The sequence below is a fragment of the Exiguobacterium sp. Leaf187 genome (genome assembly GCF_001423925.1).
In the GTDB taxonomy this organism is placed as follows: Bacteria; Bacillota; Bacilli; order Exiguobacteriales; family Exiguobacteriaceae; genus Exiguobacterium_A; species Exiguobacterium_A indicum.
The window spans coordinates 1-20,358 of sequence record NZ_LMPR01000004.1; the positions used below are offsets into that span (position 1 = coordinate 1).

Consider the following 20,358-nt stretch of genomic DNA (forward strand, 5'->3'; position numbering starts at 1 on the left):
AAGCACTTGAACGCCGAAAGTAGTTGGGGGCTTCCCCCTGTGAGGATAGGACGTTGCCAGGCAAACGGTGGTTCTGGAGCATACGCTCAAGGGCCGCCGCTTTTTTGTGTCTTTTTGTAGAAAGACATGTATTCATTTTAATGAAGGGACTGAACAGGGATATGGCGAAAAAAACGAAACTACGCGTAGCCGTCGAAGAGAACGAGACGATTGGTGCCTGTTTGGATCGTATCGATGCCATGGGATACCGCCCGACGGTCCGACGAGAAGAACCGATCTTTGGATTAGACGCTAATGGCGAACCGTATCCAATTCGTCAGCAAATCGTCTTCGATTGCAAAGTGAAAGAGAACGAATAACTGCCTAGAGCATCCTCCGAATCATGTGGAGGGTGCTTTTTTTAGTGCTTGATTCCATGTGATGCCTTTCAAGAAAATAAACTCCGAATGGACACTAGATGAAATCAGAAAAACTACTTTTAAAACCGAACGATAAATTTTCAGACAATTAAATTGTTCGCCTTTGGTTGACGCCTTGGGATGGACTTGTTAAGATGAAGTCGTGACAGGATGATTGAATATAAACACCTCGTATAATAGCAGGGATATGGCTTGCAAGTTTCTACCCAACGACCCTAAATCGTTGGACTATGGGGTATATGGATGTTCGTCGATATTTCTTTGGCGTACCTTTTTATACCCTAAGCCACCCTTTTAGCCGTGGTTTGGGCTTTTTTTATGCACAAAGGAGGAAACAGCGATGGGAAATGTAGAAGTCGGCGTCATCATGGGAAGTCAATCGGATTGGGAAACGATGAAACATACATGTGATGTGTTGGAGCAACTTGAGATTCCATACGAAAAGAAAGTCGTTTCCGCACACCGGACACCGGATCTAATGTTTCGTTATGCTGAATCAGCACGTGAACGAGGACTGAAGGTCATCATTGCCGGTGCAGGCGGTGCTGCTCATCTACCGGGCATGGTCGCTGCTAAAACGACATTACCCGTCATCGGTGTTCCTGTGAAGAGTAGAGCGCTCCAAGGAATTGATTCCTTGCTCTCGATCGTTCAAATGCCAGGTGGCGTACCGGTCGCAACGGTTGCCATCGGAGAAGCAGGCGCAAAAAACGGCGGATTGCTAGCTGCTCAAATTCTCTCGATTCAAGATGAACGACTTGCCCGCAAGCTCGATCATATGCGAGTCGAACTAGAAGGAGACGTCATTGCATCTGGAGGGAACCTGCTATGAAACGAATCGGGATATTAGGCGGCGGTCAACTTGGTCGAATGATGGCTCTGTCGGCGCGTGAGATGGGCTTTGAGATTTTGACACTCGACCCAACAGACAACGCACCATGTGCGCAAGTGGCGGATCAACATATCCAAGCTCCCTTCACGGATGTCGAGGCAGCCAAACAGCTCGCAGCTGAATCAGATGTCGTCACCTACGAATTTGAGAACATCTCAACGGAAGTCGCTGAAGCAATCGGGACGAAACTGATTCATGGAACGGATCTCCTTTTTCAAACGCAACATCGGGTACGGGAAAAAGAGATGATTGAACGCATTGGACACTCTGTCGCTCCGTACTATCCGGTGACGCATCCTTCTGACTTAGAGGAAGCAAAACAGCGACTCGGGTTACCGTTCGTCTTGAAGACAGCACGATTCGGCTATGACGGAAAAGGACAGACCGTCATCCAGACGGAAGAACAGTTCCAAGCGGCAATCGAACGATTCGAACCGACAGAGTATGTTGCGGAGCAGTGGTTACCGTTTGATCAGGAAATTTCCGTCATCGTCACTCGAAGCGCAACAGAAACACGTGTCTTCCCAGTCAGTGAGAACATTCACCAAGAGAACATTTTGCATCTATCGATTGTACCGGCACGCATTTCTGAATCGCTCGAACAAGAAGCAATTGCGCTCGCTGAATCGATCGCGGATGCCGTCGGGCTGATCGGTACACTGGCCATCGAGTTGTTTGTCGTTGGTTCTCGACTAATCGTCAATGAACTAGCACCCCGACCACACAATTCGGGTCACTATTCGATTGATGCTTGCGAAACATCCCAATTCGAGCAACATATCCGTGCCATCAGTGGTCTCCCACTCGGTGATACCCGTCTGACGACACCGGTCGTCATGGCGAACATCCTGGGTCAGCATGTCACAGCATTATACGAGGAACTACCGAGACTAAACGCTCGGACGAAAGTTCACTTATATGGAAAAGCAGAAGCCAAGACAGGACGCAAGATGGGCCATTTGAACATTCTTGCGGATACCGTCGACGATGCTTTGGCAGAAGTCGAACGCCTGTCGATATGGAAGGAGACAGTTCAATGATCGAACGGTATACACGTCCTGAGATGAAAGCGATCTGGACCGAACAAAACAAATTCGAGGCTTGGTTAAAAGTCGAGATCCTTGCGTGTGAAGCATGGAGTGAACTAGGGGTCATCCCGAAAGAGGACGTCCAGTTGCTTTGGGACAATGCCTCATTTGATGTCAACCGCATCCTTGAAATCGAGCAAGAGACACGTCATGATGTCATCGCTTTTACGCGCGCTGTCTCTGAAACACTTGGAGAAGAACGCAAGTGGGTCCATTACGGACTCACGTCAACGGACGTCGTCGATACAGCACTCTCGTATCTGTTGAAGCAAGCAAACGACATTCTTGCTGCAGATCTCGATCGGTTCATCGACATCTTAAAAGTCAAAGCGAACGAACATAAATATACGGTCATGATGGGACGCACACATGGCGTACATGCAGAACCGACGACGTTCGGTCTGAAACTAGCGCTTTGGTATGAAGAGATGAAACGAAACAAAGTCCGTTTCAAAGCAGCACGTGAGACGGTCGAATATGGCAAGATGTCAGGTGCCGTCGGAACATTCGCGAACATCGATCCGTTCATTGAAAAGTATGTCTGCGAAAAGTTAGGGACAAAGCCTGCTCCGGTCTCCACGCAAACGTTACAACGTGATCGTCATGCACACTACATGTCGACACTGGCTTTGATCGCGACATCGATCGAAAAGATGGCAACGGAAATCCGAGGTCTGCAAAAAACGGAAACACGTGAAGTCGAAGAATTCTTCGCTAAAGGTCAAAAAGGATCATCGGCGATGCCGCACAAGCGAAATCCGATCGGTTCAGAGAACATGACAGGTCTTGCTCGAGTCATCCGTGGACACATGGTGACGGCATACGAGAACGTTTCACTCTGGCACGAACGTGACATCTCGCATTCTTCGGCCGAACGCATCATTCTTCCGGATGCGACAGGACTACTCAACTATATGTTGAACCGTTTCGGAAACATCGTGAAGAACTTGACGGTCTTCCCGGACAACATGAAGCGGAACATGGACCGGACGTTTGGTGTCATCTTCTCTGGACATGTCTTACTCGCTTTAATCGAAAAAGGCTGGTCGCGTGAAGCAGCGTATGATTTCGTTCAACCGCGTGCGATGCAGGCGTGGGAAGAACAAATCATGTTCCGTGACTTATTGTGGCAAGAACAGGACATTCAACAGCTTTTCACAGAAGAAGAGCTCGATGCGTGTTTCGATCCGACGTATCATACGAGTCGTGTCGATGAAATCTTTGAACGGTGTGGCTTGAACTAATCAACCTGAGACGGGGCACTTGCCCCGTCTACATCTTAGGATCATGGGGGACGAAAGCGATGCAACCACTTTATGAAGGAAAAGCAAAACGATTGTACACGACGCAGGAGCAGGATGTGCTCCGGATCGTCTATAAAGACGAGGCCACGGCATTCAACGGCGAGAAAAAAGAAGTCTTTGCTGGAAAAGGCGAATTGAACAACCGGTTGACGAGTCATTTCTTTGAAATCCTCGAACAAGCGGGCATTCCGACACATTTCATTGAACGTGTCTCGGAGCGCGAACAGCTCGTACGTCGTGTCACCATCATTCCACTCGAAGTCGTCGTCAGAAACGTCGTCGCGGGAAGCTTGAGTAAACGGCTCGGTATCGAAGAAGGTACGGTACTCGAAACACCAATCGTTGAGTTCTACTATAAAGATGATACGTTAGGCGATCCACTTGTCACCTCATCACACATCAATTTACTGAAGATTGCGACTTCTGAAGAGTTGAAACAGTTGTCGGACAAGGCACTTCGCGTGAATGAAGTCTTGCAACCTTACTTCCGTCAAAACGGAATCACGTTGATTGATTTTAAACTGGAATACGGAAAGATGGCAGACGGAACGATTCTGCTAGCTGATGAGATTTCACCAGATACATGCCGTTTGTGGGATCAAGCAACTGGAGAACATCTCGATAAAGATGTCTTCCGCCGCAACATCGGTTCACTGACAGAGACCTACCAAACACTATTCAATCGCCTAGGAGGAAACACACAATGAAAAAAGTCATCGTATCGATCGCATTACGGGAAAGCATTTTAGATCCACAAGGAGTTGCTGTAAAAGGCGGATTGCAACAGCTTGGTTTTACGGGTGTCGAGAGTGTCCGAATCGGAAAACAGATTGAACTGCTCGTTGAAACGGAAACGACAGAAGCGATGATTCATGAGATGTGTCAAAAACTACTCGTCAACACGGTGATGGAAGATTACCAGATTACGATCGAAGAGGTGACGCCAGCATGAAGTTCGCGGTCATCGTCTTTCCGGGATCGAACTGTGATTTAGATATGTACCATGCGGTCAAGGATGCTCTCGGAGAAGAAGCTGAATACGTCTTCCATACCGAAACATCACTTGAAGGCTACGACGGCGTCCTGTTACCGGGCGGATTCTCCTACGGAGATTACCTTCGTTGCGGCGCGATCGCGCGCTTCTCACCGATCATGGAAGAAGTCAAACGTTTTGCGGCAGAAGGGAAAACGGTCCTCGGGGTATGTAACGGATTCCAGATCCTTGTCGAAGCGGGACTCTTACCAGGTGTCTTGCACCGAAACAACGGCTTGAAGTTCATGTGCCGGACGGTTGAACTAAAGGTTGAGAATACAAAGACACGTTTTACATCGGATTACCTGCCAGGCGAGACGATCTCGATTCCGATTGCGCATGGTGAAGGAAACTACCACTGCGACGATGCGACTTACGCGATGCTGCAAACGAACGGACAAATCGCCTTCACATATGTCGACAATCCGAACGGCTCGCGCGGCGATATCGCCGGAATCACGAACAAAGCCGGCAACGTTCTTGGGATGATGCCACACCCGGAACGAGCGGTCGAACTCTTGACCGGCGGAACAGATGGACTAAAACTCTTTACTTCACTCGTCAAACAGGGGGCACACCATGCTAAAACAACAGTCTGAACCAACACCAGAATTGATTCAAGAGCAACGCGTCTATGCCACGATGGGCTTGAGTGATACAGAATACCAGATGGTCGTCGATTTACTCGGACGCCAACCGAACTATACGGAAACAGGATTGTTCTCAGTCATGTGGTCCGAGCATTGTTCATACAAGACATCTAAACCTGTCCTCCGTCAATTCCCGACGACTGGACCACGTGTCTTACAAGGACCAGGGGAAGGTGCAGGTGTCGTTGATATCGGCGATGAGCAGGCAGTCGTCTTTAAGATCGAAAGCCACAACCATCCATCCGCTGTTGAACCGTATCAAGGGGCTGCGACAGGCGTCGGCGGAATCATTCGTGACATCTTCTCGATGGGCGCACGACCGGTCGCACTCATGAACTCGCTCCGTTTCGGTCATCTCGGTACACCACGTGTCAATCAATTGTTCGAACAAGTCGTCGCCGGAATCGCCGGTTACGGCAACTGTGTCGGTATTCCAACGATCGGTGGCGAAATCGGATTTGATCGCTCGTATGAAGGCAATCCACTCGTCAACGCGATGTGTATCGGTTTAATCAACCATGCCGATATTCAAAAAGGTCAGGCAAAAGGTGTCGGCAACTCGGTCATGTACGTCGGTGCAGCTACTGGACGCGACGGGATCCATGGTGCGACGTTTGCCTCGGAGGATCTCGGAGAGGATACGGAAGCAAAACGTCCGGCTGTTCAAGTCGGCGATCCATTCATGGAGAAGCTATTGATTGAAGCGTGTCTTGAAATCGTCGGGCATCCGGCACTCGTCGGGATGCAGGACATGGGTGCTGCCGGACTGACATCGTCTTCAGCAGAGATGGCTTCAAAAGCCGGTATGGGCATCGAGATGCACCTCGATGACGTCCCGCAACGAGAGACAGGGATGACTGCCTACGAAATGATGCTCTCGGAATCACAAGAGCGGATGTTACTCGTCGTCAAGCGTGGTCGCGAAGCAGAGATCGAAGCAATCGTCAGCAAATGGGGACTCCATGCCGTTCACGTCGGAGAAGTCATTGAAGAGAAAGTCTTACGGTTGATTCATCATGGAGATATCGTCGCAGAAGTTCCGGTTGATGCGTTAGCAGAAGAAGCACCAGTCTACGAAAAACCATCCCGCGTTCCTGCGTATTATGAAGCATTCCAAGCGATGGAAGAGACGCTTCCAGTCGTCGAAGATGTCGTTGAGACATGGCGGGCGTTACTCCGTCAGCCGACGATCGCTTCAAAACGCTGGGTCTACGATCAGTACGATCATATGGTCCAGACATCGACCGTCGTCGCACCAGGATCAGACGCAGCCGTCATTCGTGTCCGCGGCACGAACAAAGCGCTCGCGATGACGACCGACTGTAACAGCCGTTTCGTCTACTTGGATCCATACGTCGGTGGACAGATTGCGGTAGCAGAAGCAGCACGTAATATCGTCGCGAGTGGGGCGACACCACTCGCCATCACGGATTGTCTGAACTTCGGAAATCCGGATAAACCAGAAGGCTTCTGGCAGTTGCAACAAGCAACAGCCGGTATGGCAGAAGCATGTCGTGTCCTTGAGACACCTGTCATCGGTGGAAACGTCTCACTCTACAACGAGTCAGCCGGTCAAGCGGTTCACCCGACACCGGTCGTCGGAATGGTTGGATTACACGAGCAAACCGAATGGATCACGACACAACACGTCAAACAAGCTGGTGACCAGATTTATCTATTAGGAGAAACAACAGCCGAGTTTGGCGGCAGTGAACTTCAATATATGCAATTCGGTAAATCATTCGGTCGCGCACCACAGATCGATTTAGCCGTCGAACACGCACGCTTACAATTGTTACAGCAGGCAGTACAAGCAGGTGAAGTCAATGCGATGCATGATGTATCAGAAGGTGGTCTTGCCATCGCTCTCGCTGAGATGACGTTTGGGACGAACCTCGGGTTGACGGTTCAGTTCGACGGACCGACCTTACACCTGTTCAGCGAATCGCAATCACGCTTCATCGTTACGGTGCCACAAGCGCACGTCACAGCATTCGAACAACGGACTGGTGCTCAAGCGATCGGTGTCGTTACGAACGATGAGCTTCTCGTCATCGAAACGGCAGAGACACGGATCGAAGCAGACCGTTCGACCTTACAGGGAGACTGGGAAGGAGCAATCGCGTGTTATATGACATCAAAGGACTAAATGAGGAGTGTGGCGTCTTCGGGATCTTCGGACAACCGAATGCGGCGCAACTTGCTTATTACGGCTTGCATAGCTTGCAACACCGGGGACAAGAAGGGGCAGGCATCGTCACGAGTGACGGTGACGACCTCTTCCCACATCGCGGGCAAGGACTCGTAACGGAAGTCTTTTCGGAAGAGACACTGACGAATCTGAAAGGACATCATGCAATCGGACATGTCCGGTATTCGACAGCAGGAGGAAACACGCTTGAGAACACTCAACCGCTGCATTTCAAATCGCGGACGGGAGATCTTGCTCTCGCACATAACGGAAACCTCGTCAACGCGGATTCACTGAAGCACCTGTTAGAAGCAGAGGGTGCCATCTTTCAGACGACGAGTGATACGGAAGTCGTCGCCCATCTCGTCAAACGCAGTAAGCTCGACACACTCGAAGACCGGATTGCCGACAGTCTCGCGCGTCTCGTTGGGGCGTTCGCCTTCCTTTTCTTAACGGAAGAAACGTTATTCGTAGCAGTTGATCCACACGGACTGCGTCCACTGTCACTTGGGAAGACACCAGACGGCGGCATCGTATTCGCGTCAGAAACATGTGCCTTTGATATCGTCGGCGCGGAGTTCATTCGTGATATCGAGCCAGGGGAGCTCGTAACGATCACAGAACACGGCATGTCGTCTCGTCAATACATGGAACCACGTGAACGAGCAATGTGTTCGATGGAATACATCTACTTCTCGCGCCCAGATTCAATCATTGATGGCGTCAACGTCCATACGGCTCGCAAAGCACTCGGGAAAAAGATGTATGAAGAAGCACCGGTCGAAGCAGATGTCGTTACCGGGGTGCCGGATTCAAGTATCTCGGCAGCGATTGGCTACGCGGAAGCGAGCGGTATTCCATATGAAATGGGATTGATCAAGAACCGGTATGTCGGACGGACGTTCATCCAGCCGTCACAGGAGTTACGGGAACGTGGGGTCAAAATGAAGTTGTCCGCGCTACGCGGCGTCGTACAAGGAAAGCGTGTCATCATGGTCGATGATTCAATCGTCCGGGGAACGACGAGTCGTCGCATCGTCGGTTTGTTACGTGAAGCGGGTGCGACGGAAGTGCACGTCCGCATCACGGCACCACCGATTACGAATCCATGTTATTACGGGATTGATACTTCATCGAAGGAAGAACTGATCTCTGCTCGGTTGATGCCGGAAGAAATCCGTCAGGAAATCGGTGCGGATTCCCTTGAATTCTTAACTGTACCGGGCATGGTCGATGCGATCGATCGCCCGTTCGATGGACCGTTAAAAGGACAATGTACCGCTTGCTTCACAGGAGAGTATCCGACACCGCTCGGTTCGCTCGAGTTAGAAGCTAAACTTTGATAGATGGGGGAAGAACATGAGCAAACATTACGAAGCAGCAGGTGTGAGTCTGACAGCAGGATATGAGTCAGTCACCCGAATGAAAAAACACGTCGCCCGTTCGATGCGCAAAGAAGTATTGACGGGACTCGGTAGCTTTGGTGCGATGTTCGACCTCAGCCAATTGCAGTTGAAAGAACCGATCCTTGTCAGTGGGACAGATGGTGTCGGTACGAAACTCAAGCTCGCTTTCGCACTGGAACAACACGATACGATCGGGATCGACTGTGTCGCGATGTGTGTGAACGATATCATCGTCCAAGGCGCGGAACCACTTTATTTCCTTGATTATATCGCGCTCGGTCATGCGATTCCGGCGAAGATCGAACGGATCGTCGCAGGTGTCGCAGAAGGTTGCGTCCAGGCGGGATGTACGTTAATCGGCGGCGAAACAGCGGAAATGCCAGGGATGTATGCGGACGGCGAATATGATATCGCCGGGTTCGCCGTCGGTGCCGTCGAGAAACAAAAATTAATCACAGGTGATAACGTCGCAGCAGGAGATGTCATTCTCGGTCTCGCTTCGTCTGGCGTCCATTCGAACGGGTTCTCACTCGTCCGTAAAATCGTCGCCGACAGTGGACTCCGCTACGAAGATGAAGTCATGATGCTCGGTCATACGCTCGGAAATGCGCTCCTCATGCCAACACGTATCTACGTCGAAGCAGTCAAAGCAGCCCTTGAGACGGAAAAGATCCAAGCGATGGTCCATATTACGGGTGGTGGATTCTACGAGAACGTACCACGCGTCTTACCGGAAGGGCTCGGCGCATCGTTCGATCCGAAAAAGTGGCCGACGTTACCAGTCTTCGACTGGCTCGAGCAAGCGGGTGATTTGCCACGACATGATATGTATAATGTCTTCAACATGGGGATCGGTTTCATGTTGATCGTCAAACCGGAAGATGTCGCGGAAGTGACAGCACGCCTCGCTCGTGAAAATGAGACAGCGTACGTGATTGGTCACGTGACCAATCAAGAAGGTGTTCGAATTCAAGGAGTCGACGCATGAAGATCGCCTGTTTTGCATCAGGAAGCGGTAGTAATGTCGAAGCACTTTTTGAAGCAATCGAGGCAGGAACGTTACATGCCTCGATTGAACTGATCGTCTGCGATCAACCGGACGCAGCAGTCATTGAACGGGCGAAACGACGCGGATGTGACGTCTTCGTCTTTCGGGCGAAGGACTATCCGGATAAACCGAGTTTTGAGCGGGAAATCATTGCCCGTCTTGAAGCAAAAGGCGTTGAACGGATCATTCTCGCCGGCTATATGCGATTGATTGGGGAAGAGTTGCTCGGACGATACGCAGGGCGGATCGTCAACATCCACCCGTCGCTACTGCCGGCCTTCCCGGGAAAAGATGCGATCGGACAAGCATTTCGTGGCGGAGTTAAAATCACAGGTGTTACAATTCATATAGTCGATGAAGGCATGGACACAGGACCGATCATGGCCCAAGAAGCCGTCCGGATTACAGAAGAGATGACGCGTGAAACATTGCAACAAGCGATTCAGCGTGTCGAACATAGACTGTATCCGCAAGTCATCGAAGAGTGGATGAAAGAGGAGGCAAACGTATGAGAGCGTTAATTAGTGTGTCGGATAAAACAGGAATCGTCGAATTAGGACGAGCGTTCCATGAAGCAGGGATCGAGCTCGTCTCGACAGGCGGAACACATCAAGCATTAGAGGAAGCTGGGCTTCCGGTCATTGGTATCAGTGAAGTCACACAATTCCCAGAAATGCTCGATGGGCGTGTCAAAACGCTCCATCCAATGGTTCATGGTGGATTACTCGGTCGTCGTGATCTTGAATCCCATCGTGAGCAGATGGCTGCGCAACAGATTCAACCGATTGATTTCGTCGTCGTCAATCTGTATCCGTTCAAGCAGACGGTCTTACAAGAAGACGTCGCCTATGCCGATGCGATCGAGAACATCGATATCGGTGGGCCAAGCATGTTGCGTTCAGCAGCGAAAAACCACGCGGCTGTCACGGTCGTCGTCGACCCAGCTGATTACGAAACGGTCGTTGCTGAGATTCGTGAAGGCGGTACGACGTTTGAGACACGTCAACGTCTTGCGGCGAAAGCCTTCCGGCATACAGCGGCGTACGATGCGTTGATCGCGGATTATTTCTTGACGCAAACAGGCGAGAAGTTCCCCGATCAGTTGACGATCACGCTTGAGAAAGTCCAAGACCTTCGATACGGAGAAAATCCACATCAAGAAGCAGCCTTTTATAAAACACCGATTTACCGTGGGGCTTCCCTCGCTTCAGCGAAACAGTTGCACGGTAAAGAGTTGTCGTATAACAACATCCAAGATGCCAACGCCGCACTCGAAATCCTTGATGAGTTCCGCGAAGCAGCAGCCGTCGTCGTCAAACACATGAACCCGTGTGGAGTTGCCGTCGGTCCAACGATTGGAGAGGCATTCCGCCGCGCACATGCAGCAGATCCAGTATCAATCTTCGGTGGCATCGTCGCCTTGAACCGTGAAGTTGACCTAGAGACAGCAGAACAATTAAGCGGCATCTTCCTTGAGATCATCATCGCACCATCCTTCACGGAAGAAGCATTCGCCTTGTTGTCAGCGAAAAAGAACATCCGTCTGCTTGAACTCGACGTCAAACGTGTCCAAGCGATCCGTTATACGGCAGTCGCTGGCGGCATGCTCGTCCAAGACAGTGACGATGAGACGCTCGATGATGCAGCCGCACGCGTCGTCACGGACCGCAAACCGACAGCAGCGGAATGGGAGGACTTGAAACTCGCATGGCGCGCCGTCAAACACGTCAAGTCGAATGCGATCGTTCTCGCGAAAGACGAAGTAACGGTCGGCGTTGGTGCAGGACAGATGAACCGTGTTGGTTCAGCGAACATCGCGATTACGCAAGCCGGAGAAAAAGCAATTGGCGCGTCCCTTGCTTCCGATGCCTTCTTCCCAATGGGCGATACGGTCGAAGCGGCAGCAGCAGCTGGCATTACGGCAATTATCCAACCAGGCGGCTCGATTCGCGACCAAGAGTCAATCGATGCGTGTAACAAACATGGCATTACGATGGTCTTTACGAACGTTCGACATTTCAAACACTAAGCGGAGGCGATTTGAATGAAGGTATTGGTGATTGGTAAAGGAGGGCGTGAACACGCGCTCGTCTGGAAGCTGGCACAGGATGAACGGATCGAGACAGTGTATGCTGCGCCTGGGAATGCCGGGATGACACAAGCCACATGTGTTCCGATCGCCGAAGATGCCATCGATGAACTCGTGACGTTCGCACAAGACGAACAGATCGATTGGACGATCGTCGGACCAGAAGGACCACTCGTTCTCGGAGTCGTTAACGCCTTTCAGGCAGCGGGACTGCAAATCTTCGGACCGACACGGGAAGCGGCGGCGATCGAAGGAAGTAAGCAGTTCGCGAAAGAATTGATGGCGCGTGCCGGTATTCCGACCGCTGCTCACGCCGTCTTTACTTCAGCAGCAGAAGCAGAAGCGTATGTTCGCGAAGCGGGTGCACCGATCGTCATCAAAGCCGACGGACTCGCTGCCGGAAAAGGAGTCACAGTCGCAGAAACCGTGGACCAAGCGCTTGTTGCAATCCACGATACGTTTGCCGGGGAATACGGTCAACAAAGCCGCGTCGTCATCGAAGAATGCCTGATCGGAGAAGAGTGTTCGTTGATGGCATTCGTTCACGAAGAGACGGTCATTCCAATGGTATTGTCGCAAGATCATAAACGGGCGTTTGACGGGGACTTAGGTCCGAACACAGGAGGAATGGGCGCGTATTCTCCGCTACCTCAGTGGGACGAAGCGGCGTTGACGACAGAAGCTGTTGATCGCATCATTCAGCCGCTCGTCGATCAGATGGCAAGCGAAGGGATTCCGTTCACCGGCTTCCTCTATGCCGGTCTGATGCTGACGAAACAAGGACTGTTCGTCATCGAGTTCAATGCTCGGTTCGGTGATCCGGAGACAGAAGTCATTCTCCCGCGCTTAGAGACGCCGTTGCTTGATGTCATCATGCCGCTGATGGACGGACAGACACCAGAAGTCGTTTGGACGGATCAAGCAGCTGTCGGTGTCGTCGTCGCAGCAGAAGGATATCCGGAAGCGCCAAAAACGGGACAAGTGATTCCACTTGACCAGATCGGGGATGATCTTCTCGTCTTTCATGCCGGAACGGCAGGACGAAACGATCAACTTGTCTCAGCTGGTGGACGTGTCCTCGTGTGTGTCAGCCGTGCCGAGACAATCGAGCAGGCTGTCGAACAGGTCTATGCAAACTTACCAGACGTGACGGATCAGCCATTCTTTTACCGAACTGATATCGCTCAAAAAGCCTTTCGTGCCTCGCATGAATCATGATATCTGAACCAGACGTGCTCGAAGGAGCCTCGTCTGGTTTTTTGTTTCTTGGCGAAGTGCACGAAAAGATTTGTCTTCCATGGCGAATTTGTGTTATTTTGACCAAATGAATCCGGAACGGGGCAAAACTTCTTGAAACTTACTTAGCAACATTTTAGTATAAGAACTATAAGAAAGCGTTTTCAATAAAACAAAGGAGGTCGAGCTTTCGTGAAAAAAAATTGTGGAAGATCCCCTTGGACGAAATCTGAAGTACGAACACACCAAGCGGTCATCAGCGGAAAGCTTGCACCGACACTTGTCATACAGAATGCCACTTACCTGAATCATGGTGTCAAAGCATGGCGGACGGCGAACATCTGGATTAGTGGCGACCGGATCGTCTATGTCGGTCCAGAGATGCCGGAACAAGCCGATGCGTACCATGATGCGACAGGTCAATATATCGTACCCGGTTACATTGAACCCCATGCCCATCCGTTCCAACTTTACAATCCAGCGAGTCTTGCAAAATTCGCAGCAGAGCGGGGAACATCGACGCTCGTCAACGACAATATGTTGTTATTATTAGAGCCGACGGAGCAAGCGTTTGCTCAAGTTGAGGCGCTAGCAGACTTACCAACCTCGATGTACTGGTGGGCACGACTCGACGCACAAACCGAGCTTGATGCCGACAGTATCTCGATCGATAATCGCCGGATTCAAGCGTGGCTCAAGCATCCACAAGTCATCCAAGCAGGTGAGTTGACGGGATGGCCACGTCTCTCGCAAGGGGACGATGAATTGCTCCATTGGATGCAGGATGCGATCAAACTCGGAAAACCGATCGAAGGTCATTTCCCTGGTGCTTCAGCGAAGACGCTGACGAAGATGGCGCTGTATGGCGTGACGAGCGATCACGAAGCGATGACGGTCGAAGAAGCGATGACACGTCTTGAACTTGGCTATACGACGACAATTCGTTATTCATCGATTCGTCCAGATCTACCGGATATCTTCAAAGGTCTCGTCGAAGCAGGGTTGACGCAGTTCGATAAGGTGCTAGTGACGACAGATGGTTCAACGCCGTCCTTTTATAAGGCAGGCATGATGGATGAGACGATCCGATTGATGCTCGAGGCAGGCATCCCGGTCGAAGAAGCGTACCGGATCGCGTCGTACAATGCAGCGCGTCATTTTAATCTCGATCATCTACTCGGGAGTATCGCACCAGGACGAATCGCGCATCTCAATTTCCTTGAGGCAAAAGATGCACCGACACCTGTCGCCGTACTTGCGCGCGGCACATGGGTCCGTCAAGCCGACATCCCCTGTTACCCGGCAGAAGCGCTTGATGCTGTCTATGCGCTCATGCCACGCTCGGAAGTCCAGGTTTCCTTAACGGAACAGGATTTTTCGTTTAGCATGCCGGTTGGTCTTGAGATGGTCAATTCCGTCATCATGAAGCTCTATCAAGTCGAACACGATACAAGTGTGCCTGTGCTACCGACAGGATGTGATGAATCCTTCCTGATGTTACTCGACCGGGAAGGGAAGTGGCGACTGAATACCGTTCTGAAAAACTTTGCGACACAAGTCGGTGGTCTCGTCAGTTCGTACTCGATTAGCGGTGATATCTTGATGATCGGTAAATCGAAACGAGACATGCAAGTCGCGTTTGATCGAATGAAAGCGTTCGGCGGCGGAATCGTTCTCGTCGAGGACGGAGAAGTCATCGCTGAAGTTCCGTTGACCTTGATGGGGCAGACGTCCGACTTGCCACTCGAAGATTTGATCGTTCAGGAAACCGCTCTACGGGAAGCCTTGTTCGAACGCGGTTATGCGTTTGAAGATCCTGTCTATACGTTGCTATTCCTAGCATCAACTCACTTGCCATATGTGCGGATCACGCCGCAGGGAATATACGAAGTCCTTCGGAAAAAAGTCCTTTTCCCAGCGATTTTGCGATGATGCTTGAATTTTAAAACGTCGCGCTTTAAACTATTAAAGAGCAATTGAATGGGAAAGGGAGTCACAAGATGCAACTCGATAAATTGCGTGGAAAAGAATTGGATCAGTTATTTACAGCCATCATGAAGATGGATTCATTAGAAGATTGTTATACGTTGTTCGAAGACTTAGCGACCGTCAACGAAATCCAGGCGCTCGCCCAACGTCTTGAAGTCGCACGTCAATTACGTGAAGGCAATACGTATCACAAAATCGAAAAGGCGACCGGTGCTTCAACAGCAACGATCTCGCGTGTCAAACGTTGCTTGAACTACGGTTCGGGCGGTTATGATCTGGCGCTTGCCCGCCTAGGTCTTATCGAGCAAGAAGTAGCGGATAACTAATGTTATCCGCTACTTCTATGAAGGGGGGCGTGTCATATTGGATTTTGCGTTACAACATAAAATTCAACATTTCATTCGAAGGCTGACGCCCATCCAGTCGCTCGTCATCATCTACTTCGTTGCGGTCATCATCGGGATCATCCTACTCGGTCTGCCGTGGTCGACCAAGGGAGACTACAACTGGGATTTCACGGACCTCGTCTTCATGGCGGTTAGTTGTGTCAGTGTCACGGGTTTGACGACGGTCTCGGTCTCAGAAACCTTCACGACGTTCGGCTACTTCATGATCATGATTTTAGTGCAAGTCAGCGGAATTGGTTTGATGTCGCTTCATATCGCGATGTGGGTCATTCTCGGAAAACGAATCGGCTTTCGGGAACGCCAACTCGTCGTCCGAGATCAGAACCAGACGACGATGCAAGGGGTCGTCAAATACATTCGCGAAGTCATCTTGATCATTGTCTCGATTGAATTGATTGGGGCATTGATTCTCGGGCTGTACTATACGAAATATTTTCCGACACTCGGTGAAGCGATGCTCCAAGGACTGTTTGGATCGGTCAGTGCGACGACGAATGCCGGTTTTGATATCACGGGTGAATCGTTACTACCGTTTCGCGGTGATTTGTTCGTCGTCTTCATGCAAATTTTGTTGCTGACGCTCGGCGCAATCGGGTTTCCGGTACTCGTTGAAGTCCGGCGCTACATCTCGTACCGGGCGACACGCCAAGCGACACGTCAACCGTATCACTTTTCACTATTTACGAAATTGACGGCGTCAACGTTCTTCATTCTCGTCCTATTCGGAACGGTAGCATTGCTGCTATTTGAATGGAACCAATCCTTTAAAGGTTTACCGATCGATGAGAAGCTCGTCGACGCCTTGTTCCAATCCGTCACGACCCGAAACGGGGGATTGACGACGGTCGACATCACGTCCTTCTCGCAGGCATCGATTTTCGTCTTGTCGCTCTTAATGTTCATCGGAGCGTCACCGTCTTCCGTTGGTGGGGGGATTCGAACGACGACGTTCGCCGTCGCCGTCTTGAGTGTCATCGCCTTCATCCGAGGCGAATACGGGATCAAAATCTTCGGTCGTGAGATTGGTCAGTCAGACATCTGGAAAGCCTTCGTCGTCATCGTCGTCTCGACTGGTGTGACGATGGTCGGATTGATCGTCTTATTGCTTGTCGAAGATGCCCCGTTCCTCGTGCTGTTTTTTGAAGCCTGTTCAGCGTTCGGAACGACCGGTCTATCGCTCGGCATCACGGATCAATTATCGGATATCGGAAAATGGACGTTGTCCGTGTTGATGTTCATCGGTCGAATCGGTGTCATCTCGTTCGTTCTTCTCCTGAAAGCGAACCAACCGAAACGTAACTACAACTATCCGAAGGAATCCGTCATCATCGGATAAGGAGGCTCTTTTATGAAACGTGCCTTTTGGATCAACTTCGCCTATATCTTTGCTGTTCCTGTCTTACCGTTTTTGGCGCTCGTCAACGGCCGAGCACTCTGTTCACCGGATTCGCCGTTACTGGACGTTCCGGTACTCGGCTTCTTTTTGGCAGAACCGTGGGCGTTCGTGCCGGTATATGCCGTCTTTGCGTTGTTACTCGCATCGTTATTGACGAAACGACGGACACACGTCTAACCATCTCGCCCTGCGCGAGATGGTTTTTTGTTTTATACTGAATGTGGAATGAGAAAGAGAGGATGGGACGAACCGTGTTATTACCTTTTAATGAATGGCGACATGTCTTTAAACTAGATCCAGCAAAACCAATTGATGATGCTAGCCTGCAGGCGATTGCGACGTCCGGAACGGATGCGATTCTTGTCGGTGGAACAGATGACATCACACTCGATGCGACGCTTGATCTCTTGATGCGTTTGCGCCGGTATCCAGTCGCAGTGGCACTCGAGATTTCTGAACTCGAAGCCGCAACAATGGGATTTGATACGTATCTGACACCGACGGTCCTGAATGCGGGTACATTAGAGTACGTCGTCGAAAAACAAGTCGAGGCGTTAGAACAAGTCGGTCATATGCTGGCGCATGCTGATCTTGTCGGGGAAGGGTATATCGTCCTGAATCCTGACGCGAAGGTCGCGCATGTGACACAAGCAAAACCGCTAACATTAGATGAGACCGTCGCTTATGCGCAGTTAGCGGATAGCGTCTTCCGTCTACCGGTCGTGTATCTCGAATACAGCGGCGTTTACGGGGAACCGGAACGAGTCGCAGCCGTTCGCGATGTCTTGAAGCAGGCACGCCTGTTTTACGGTGGAGGAATCGACTCCGAAGAGCGAGCGCGTGAGATGCTACAGTATGCGGATACGATCGTCGTCGGGAACGTCATTTATGAGGATTTAAAAGCAGCGCTTGCGACCGTCGCAGCGACACGATAAAATATAGGAACAAAAGTTCGGAATATAAGAAATGAGGCTATTGATATGTTTAATTTGAGTGAACAGCTCGTCAGTGGACTAAACCCTGAGCAAGCAAGAGCAGTCAAGCATACGGAAGGTCCACTGCTGATCATGGCAGGAGCCGGTTCCGGGAAGACACGCGTCCTGACACATCGGGTCGCTTATTTGATGGCGGCTAAACAAGTCGCACCGTGGAACATCCTCGCGATTACGTTCACGAACAAGGCGGCGCGAGAAATGCGAGACCGGATCGGTCGTTTGGTCGGTGGTGTCGCGAACGATATTTGGGTCTCGACCTTCCACTCGATGTGCGTCCGGATGTTACGTCGCGACATCGATCAGCTTGGATACGATCGTAACTTCACGATTCTTGATTCAAGTGATCAGCAGTCGGCGATCAAGCTCGTCTTAAAGGAACAAAACTTGGACCCGAAAAAATGGGATCCACGTTCGATGCTGACGATCATCTCGTCACAGAAAAATGAATTACGCAGTGCTGAATTCTACGCCTCGATCGTGACGAGCCCGTATGAAAAGACAGTTGCTGAAATCTATAAAGGATATGAAGCGGTCTTACGCCGGAACAACGCGCTCGACTTTGATGATTTGATCGGAAAAACGACGGAATTGTTCAAGAAGAGTCCGGATGTCCTTGCTTACTATCAGAAGAAATTCCGCTACATTCATGTCGATGAGTATCAAGATACGAACAAAGCCCAGTATGATCTCGTCAACCTGTTAGCATCGGGACATCAGAATCTCTGTGTCGTTGGAGACTCGGATCAGTCGATCTATCGCTGGCGTGGTGCTGACATCGCGAACATCCTCTCGTTCGAAGAGGACTATCCGAATGCAGCTGTCATCTTACTCGAGCAAAACTACCGTTCTTCCAAACGAATCTTGGAAGCAGCCAACCATGTCATCCAAAACAACTCGACACGCAAAGATAAGAAACTTTGGACGGATAATGATGAAGGCGAGAAGCTCGTCGTTCATACGGCAGAGAATGAGCGGGAAGAAGCCTTTTATATCGTCCAGGAGATTCGGAACTCGCTTCGTTACGGGATGAAACTGAGCGATATTGCGATTCTGTACCGGACGAATGCGCAATCGCGTGCGATCGAGGAAACGCTTCTTAAGTCGAACGTTCCGTACAAAATGATCGGCGGCACGAAGTTCTACGATCGTAAAGAGATCAAGGACGTGCTTGCTTATCTCCGATTGATTTCGAATCCAGATGAAGACCTGTCATTCGCGCGGATCGTCAACGAACCAAAACGCGGGATTGGTGCGACGACGATTGATAAGTTGCGTGATTTCGCCGACTTACAAGGTGTGTCATTGATGGAAGCGATTCGCGATATCGAATTGTCGAGTATCGCACCAAAGACGGCAGCGAAGCTGACGGATTTCCGGACGATGATTCTCGGACTCAGCCAAATGCAAGAATTCATCAGCCTTTCGGAACTAGTCGAAGAAGTGCTCGAGAAATCAGGCTACCGCCAAGTACTGAAGGAAGATAAGACACTTGAAGCGCAGAGTCGTCTCGAGAACATCAACGAGTTCATCACCGTTGCACAAAACTTTGAGAAGGAGACGGCGAAAGCCGATCCAGAAGACCGGACGATCATCGCCTTCTTGACTGATTTGACACTCGTCGCCGATGTTGATTCACTCGACGAGACGGATCCGGAAGAACAAGTCACGTTGATGACGCTTCACTCGGCAAAAGGACTCGAGTTCCCTGTCGTCTTCTTGATTGGGATGGAGGAAGGATTGTTCCCACATAGCCGCTCGCTTCAAGATGAAGACGAGATGGAAGAAGAACGTCGCCTCGCGTATGTCGGGATCACACGTGCTGAGAAACGCCTTTACTTGTCACATGCGCGGATGCGCTCCCTTTATGGACGGACGAACGCGAACCAAGAATCACGGTTCCTAGCAGAGCTGCCGGAAGTCGTCATCGAGCGGACTGGTAAAAAAGCGAAGCCACTCCCATGGGAAGACCGTCCTGTCCCGCAAGGCAAGGCCGTCATCGGTCGCTCGATCAGTAAACCGACAGCAATGAAGACGTCAGGTGCGGAAACGCTCGGTTGGTCGGTCGGAGATAAGGCAGAGCACGGGAAATGGGGACTCGGTACAGTCGTCCAGACTCGTGGTGAAGGGGATAATCTTGAAATCGATATCGCATTCCCAGCAGTCGGAATCAAACGATTGCTCGCGAAATTCGCACCGATTAAAAAGGTATGACGGG

The 20,358-nt window shown here is 50.8% G+C and carries 19 protein-coding genes and 1 riboswitch; all 19 genes read left to right on the forward strand.

The features are described 5' to 3' along the window. Nucleotides 1-161: 161 nt before the first annotated feature. The 19 genes from ASF99_RS00925 (at nucleotide 162) to pcrA (ending at nucleotide 20,354) form a co-directional block, all read left to right on the forward strand. Nucleotides 162-359 carry an NETI motif-containing protein gene (locus ASF99_RS00925; protein WP_023467064.1) on the forward strand — a complete coding sequence of 66 codons (198 nt, stop codon included), beginning with the start codon at nucleotides 162-164 and terminating at the stop codon, nucleotides 357-359. 209 nt (nucleotides 360-568) lie between these two features. Then, a riboswitch (purine riboswitch) is annotated at nucleotides 569-670 on the forward strand. A gap of 89 nt (nucleotides 671-759) precedes the next feature. Then, the gene (gene purE, locus ASF99_RS00930) at nucleotides 760-1,251 is read left to right on the forward strand and encodes a 5-(carboxyamino)imidazole ribonucleotide mutase (RefSeq protein ID WP_023467065.1); all 492 of its coding nucleotides are present in this window, start codon (nucleotides 760-762) and stop codon (nucleotides 1,249-1,251) included. Further along, on the forward strand, nucleotides 1,248-2,351 hold the full coding sequence (purK, locus tag ASF99_RS00935; RefSeq protein WP_035398971.1) for a 5-(carboxyamino)imidazole ribonucleotide synthase: 1,104 nt from the start codon (nucleotides 1,248-1,250) through the stop codon (nucleotides 2,349-2,351). Before purE ends, purK begins: the two co-directional genes overlap by 4 nt. After that, entirely contained in the window at nucleotides 2,348-3,643 is a 1,296-nt protein-coding gene (purB, locus tag ASF99_RS00940; protein ID WP_055966580.1) for an adenylosuccinate lyase, read from the forward strand. The genes purK and purB overlap by 4 nt, the downstream gene beginning before the upstream one ends. Nucleotides 3,644-3,702: 59 nt before the next feature. Then, nucleotides 3,703-4,410, forward strand: a complete 708-nt coding sequence (gene purC, locus ASF99_RS00945) for a phosphoribosylaminoimidazolesuccinocarboxamide synthase (protein ID WP_023467068.1) — start codon at nucleotides 3,703-3,705, stop codon at nucleotides 4,408-4,410. After that, the gene (gene purS / locus ASF99_RS00950; protein WP_023467069.1) at nucleotides 4,407-4,655 is read left to right on the forward strand and encodes a phosphoribosylformylglycinamidine synthase subunit PurS; all 249 of its coding nucleotides are present in this window, start codon (nucleotides 4,407-4,409) and stop codon (nucleotides 4,653-4,655) included. Before purC ends, purS begins: the two co-directional genes overlap by 4 nt. Beyond that, on the forward strand, nucleotides 4,652-5,335 hold the full coding sequence (gene purQ, locus ASF99_RS00955; RefSeq protein WP_023467070.1) for a phosphoribosylformylglycinamidine synthase subunit PurQ: 684 nt from the start codon (nucleotides 4,652-4,654) through the stop codon (nucleotides 5,333-5,335). Before purS ends, purQ begins: the two co-directional genes overlap by 4 nt. Continuing rightward, nucleotides 5,316-7,535 (forward strand): phosphoribosylformylglycinamidine synthase subunit PurL, encoded by a 2,220-nt coding sequence (gene purL, locus ASF99_RS00960; RefSeq protein ID WP_035398968.1) that lies wholly within the window; start codon nucleotides 5,316-5,318, stop codon nucleotides 7,533-7,535. Before purQ ends, purL begins: the two co-directional genes overlap by 20 nt. After that, the gene (gene purF / locus ASF99_RS00965; RefSeq protein ID WP_023469885.1) at nucleotides 7,511-8,920 is read left to right on the forward strand and encodes an amidophosphoribosyltransferase; all 1,410 of its coding nucleotides are present in this window, start codon (nucleotides 7,511-7,513) and stop codon (nucleotides 8,918-8,920) included. The genes purL and purF overlap by 25 nt, the downstream gene beginning before the upstream one ends. A gap of 16 nt (nucleotides 8,921-8,936) precedes the next feature. After that, nucleotides 8,937-9,971 carry a phosphoribosylformylglycinamidine cyclo-ligase gene (purM, locus tag ASF99_RS00970; protein WP_055966583.1) on the forward strand — a complete coding sequence of 345 codons (1,035 nt, stop codon included), beginning with the start codon at nucleotides 8,937-8,939 and terminating at the stop codon, nucleotides 9,969-9,971. Continuing rightward, nucleotides 9,968-10,543, forward strand: a complete 576-nt coding sequence (gene purN, locus ASF99_RS00975; protein WP_023467073.1) for a phosphoribosylglycinamide formyltransferase — start codon at nucleotides 9,968-9,970, stop codon at nucleotides 10,541-10,543. Before purM ends, purN begins: the two co-directional genes overlap by 4 nt. Further along, complete coding sequence (gene purH, locus ASF99_RS00980) at nucleotides 10,540-12,060, forward strand: bifunctional phosphoribosylaminoimidazolecarboxamide formyltransferase/IMP cyclohydrolase (protein WP_035398962.1); 1,521 nt, start codon at nucleotides 10,540-10,542, stop codon at nucleotides 12,058-12,060. The genes purN and purH overlap by 4 nt, the downstream gene beginning before the upstream one ends. 15 nt (nucleotides 12,061-12,075) lie before the next feature. Continuing rightward, nucleotides 12,076-13,338 carry a phosphoribosylamine--glycine ligase gene (gene purD, locus ASF99_RS00985; RefSeq protein WP_055966586.1) on the forward strand — a complete coding sequence of 421 codons (1,263 nt, stop codon included), beginning with the start codon at nucleotides 12,076-12,078 and terminating at the stop codon, nucleotides 13,336-13,338. A 210-nt stretch (nucleotides 13,339-13,548) separates the two neighbouring features. Continuing rightward, nucleotides 13,549-15,288 carry an adenine deaminase C-terminal domain-containing protein gene (locus tag ASF99_RS00990; RefSeq protein ID WP_023467077.1) on the forward strand — a complete coding sequence of 580 codons (1,740 nt, stop codon included), beginning with the start codon at nucleotides 13,549-13,551 and terminating at the stop codon, nucleotides 15,286-15,288. A 68-nt stretch (nucleotides 15,289-15,356) separates the two neighbouring features. Further along, on the forward strand, nucleotides 15,357-15,671 hold the full coding sequence (locus ASF99_RS00995) for a YerC/YecD family TrpR-related protein (RefSeq protein WP_023467078.1): 315 nt from the start codon (nucleotides 15,357-15,359) through the stop codon (nucleotides 15,669-15,671). 37 nt (nucleotides 15,672-15,708) lie between these two features. Continuing rightward, a complete protein-coding gene (locus ASF99_RS01000; protein WP_050678989.1) occupies nucleotides 15,709-17,088 on the forward strand; it encodes a TrkH family potassium uptake protein in 1,380 nt (459 codons plus the stop codon). A 12-nt stretch (nucleotides 17,089-17,100) separates the two neighbouring features. Further along, nucleotides 17,101-17,325, forward strand: coding sequence for a hypothetical protein (locus tag ASF99_RS01005; protein ID WP_035398958.1), 225 nt, complete (start codon nucleotides 17,101-17,103; stop codon nucleotides 17,323-17,325). 62 nt (nucleotides 17,326-17,387) lie between these two features. Next, on the forward strand, nucleotides 17,388-18,083 hold the full coding sequence (locus tag ASF99_RS01010; protein WP_174316006.1) for a heptaprenylglyceryl phosphate synthase: 696 nt from the start codon (nucleotides 17,388-17,390) through the stop codon (nucleotides 18,081-18,083). A 45-nt stretch (nucleotides 18,084-18,128) separates the two neighbouring features. Beyond that, nucleotides 18,129-20,354 carry a DNA helicase PcrA gene (gene pcrA, locus ASF99_RS01015; RefSeq protein ID WP_050678990.1) on the forward strand — a complete coding sequence of 742 codons (2,226 nt, stop codon included), beginning with the start codon at nucleotides 18,129-18,131 and terminating at the stop codon, nucleotides 20,352-20,354. Nucleotides 20,355-20,358 lie beyond the last annotated feature (4 nt).

Coding starts and splice junctions, on each gene's coding strand:
- purE (WP_023467065.1), top strand. CDS start 760: ATGGGAAATGTAGAAGTCGGCGTCATCATGGGAAGTCAATCGGATTGG.
- purM (WP_055966583.1), top strand. CDS start 8,937: ATGAGCAAACATTACGAAGCAGCAGGTGTGAGTCTGACAGCAGGATAT.
- purB (WP_055966580.1), top strand. CDS start 2,348: ATGATCGAACGGTATACACGTCCTGAGATGAAAGCGATCTGGACCGAA.
- purK (WP_035398971.1), top strand. CDS start 1,248: ATGAAACGAATCGGGATATTAGGCGGCGGTCAACTTGGTCGAATGATG.
- pcrA (WP_050678990.1), top strand. CDS start 18,129: ATGTTTAATTTGAGTGAACAGCTCGTCAGTGGACTAAACCCTGAGCAA.
- purL (WP_035398968.1), top strand. CDS start 5,316: ATGCTAAAACAACAGTCTGAACCAACACCAGAATTGATTCAAGAGCAA.
- purN (WP_023467073.1), top strand. CDS start 9,968: ATGAAGATCGCCTGTTTTGCATCAGGAAGCGGTAGTAATGTCGAAGCA.
- purH (WP_035398962.1), top strand. CDS start 10,540: ATGAGAGCGTTAATTAGTGTGTCGGATAAAACAGGAATCGTCGAATTA.
- ASF99_RS00925 (WP_023467064.1), top strand. CDS start 162: ATGGCGAAAAAAACGAAACTACGCGTAGCCGTCGAAGAGAACGAGACG.
- purC (WP_023467068.1), top strand. CDS start 3,703: ATGCAACCACTTTATGAAGGAAAAGCAAAACGATTGTACACGACGCAG.
- purS (WP_023467069.1), top strand. CDS start 4,407: ATGAAAAAAGTCATCGTATCGATCGCATTACGGGAAAGCATTTTAGAT.
- purD (WP_055966586.1), top strand. CDS start 12,076: ATGAAGGTATTGGTGATTGGTAAAGGAGGGCGTGAACACGCGCTCGTC.
- purQ (WP_023467070.1), top strand. CDS start 4,652: ATGAAGTTCGCGGTCATCGTCTTTCCGGGATCGAACTGTGATTTAGAT.
- ASF99_RS01005 (WP_035398958.1), top strand. CDS start 17,101: ATGAAACGTGCCTTTTGGATCAACTTCGCCTATATCTTTGCTGTTCCT.
- ASF99_RS01010 (WP_174316006.1), top strand. CDS start 17,388: ATGGGACGAACCGTGTTATTACCTTTTAATGAATGGCGACATGTCTTT.
- ASF99_RS00995 (WP_023467078.1), top strand. CDS start 15,357: ATGCAACTCGATAAATTGCGTGGAAAAGAATTGGATCAGTTATTTACA.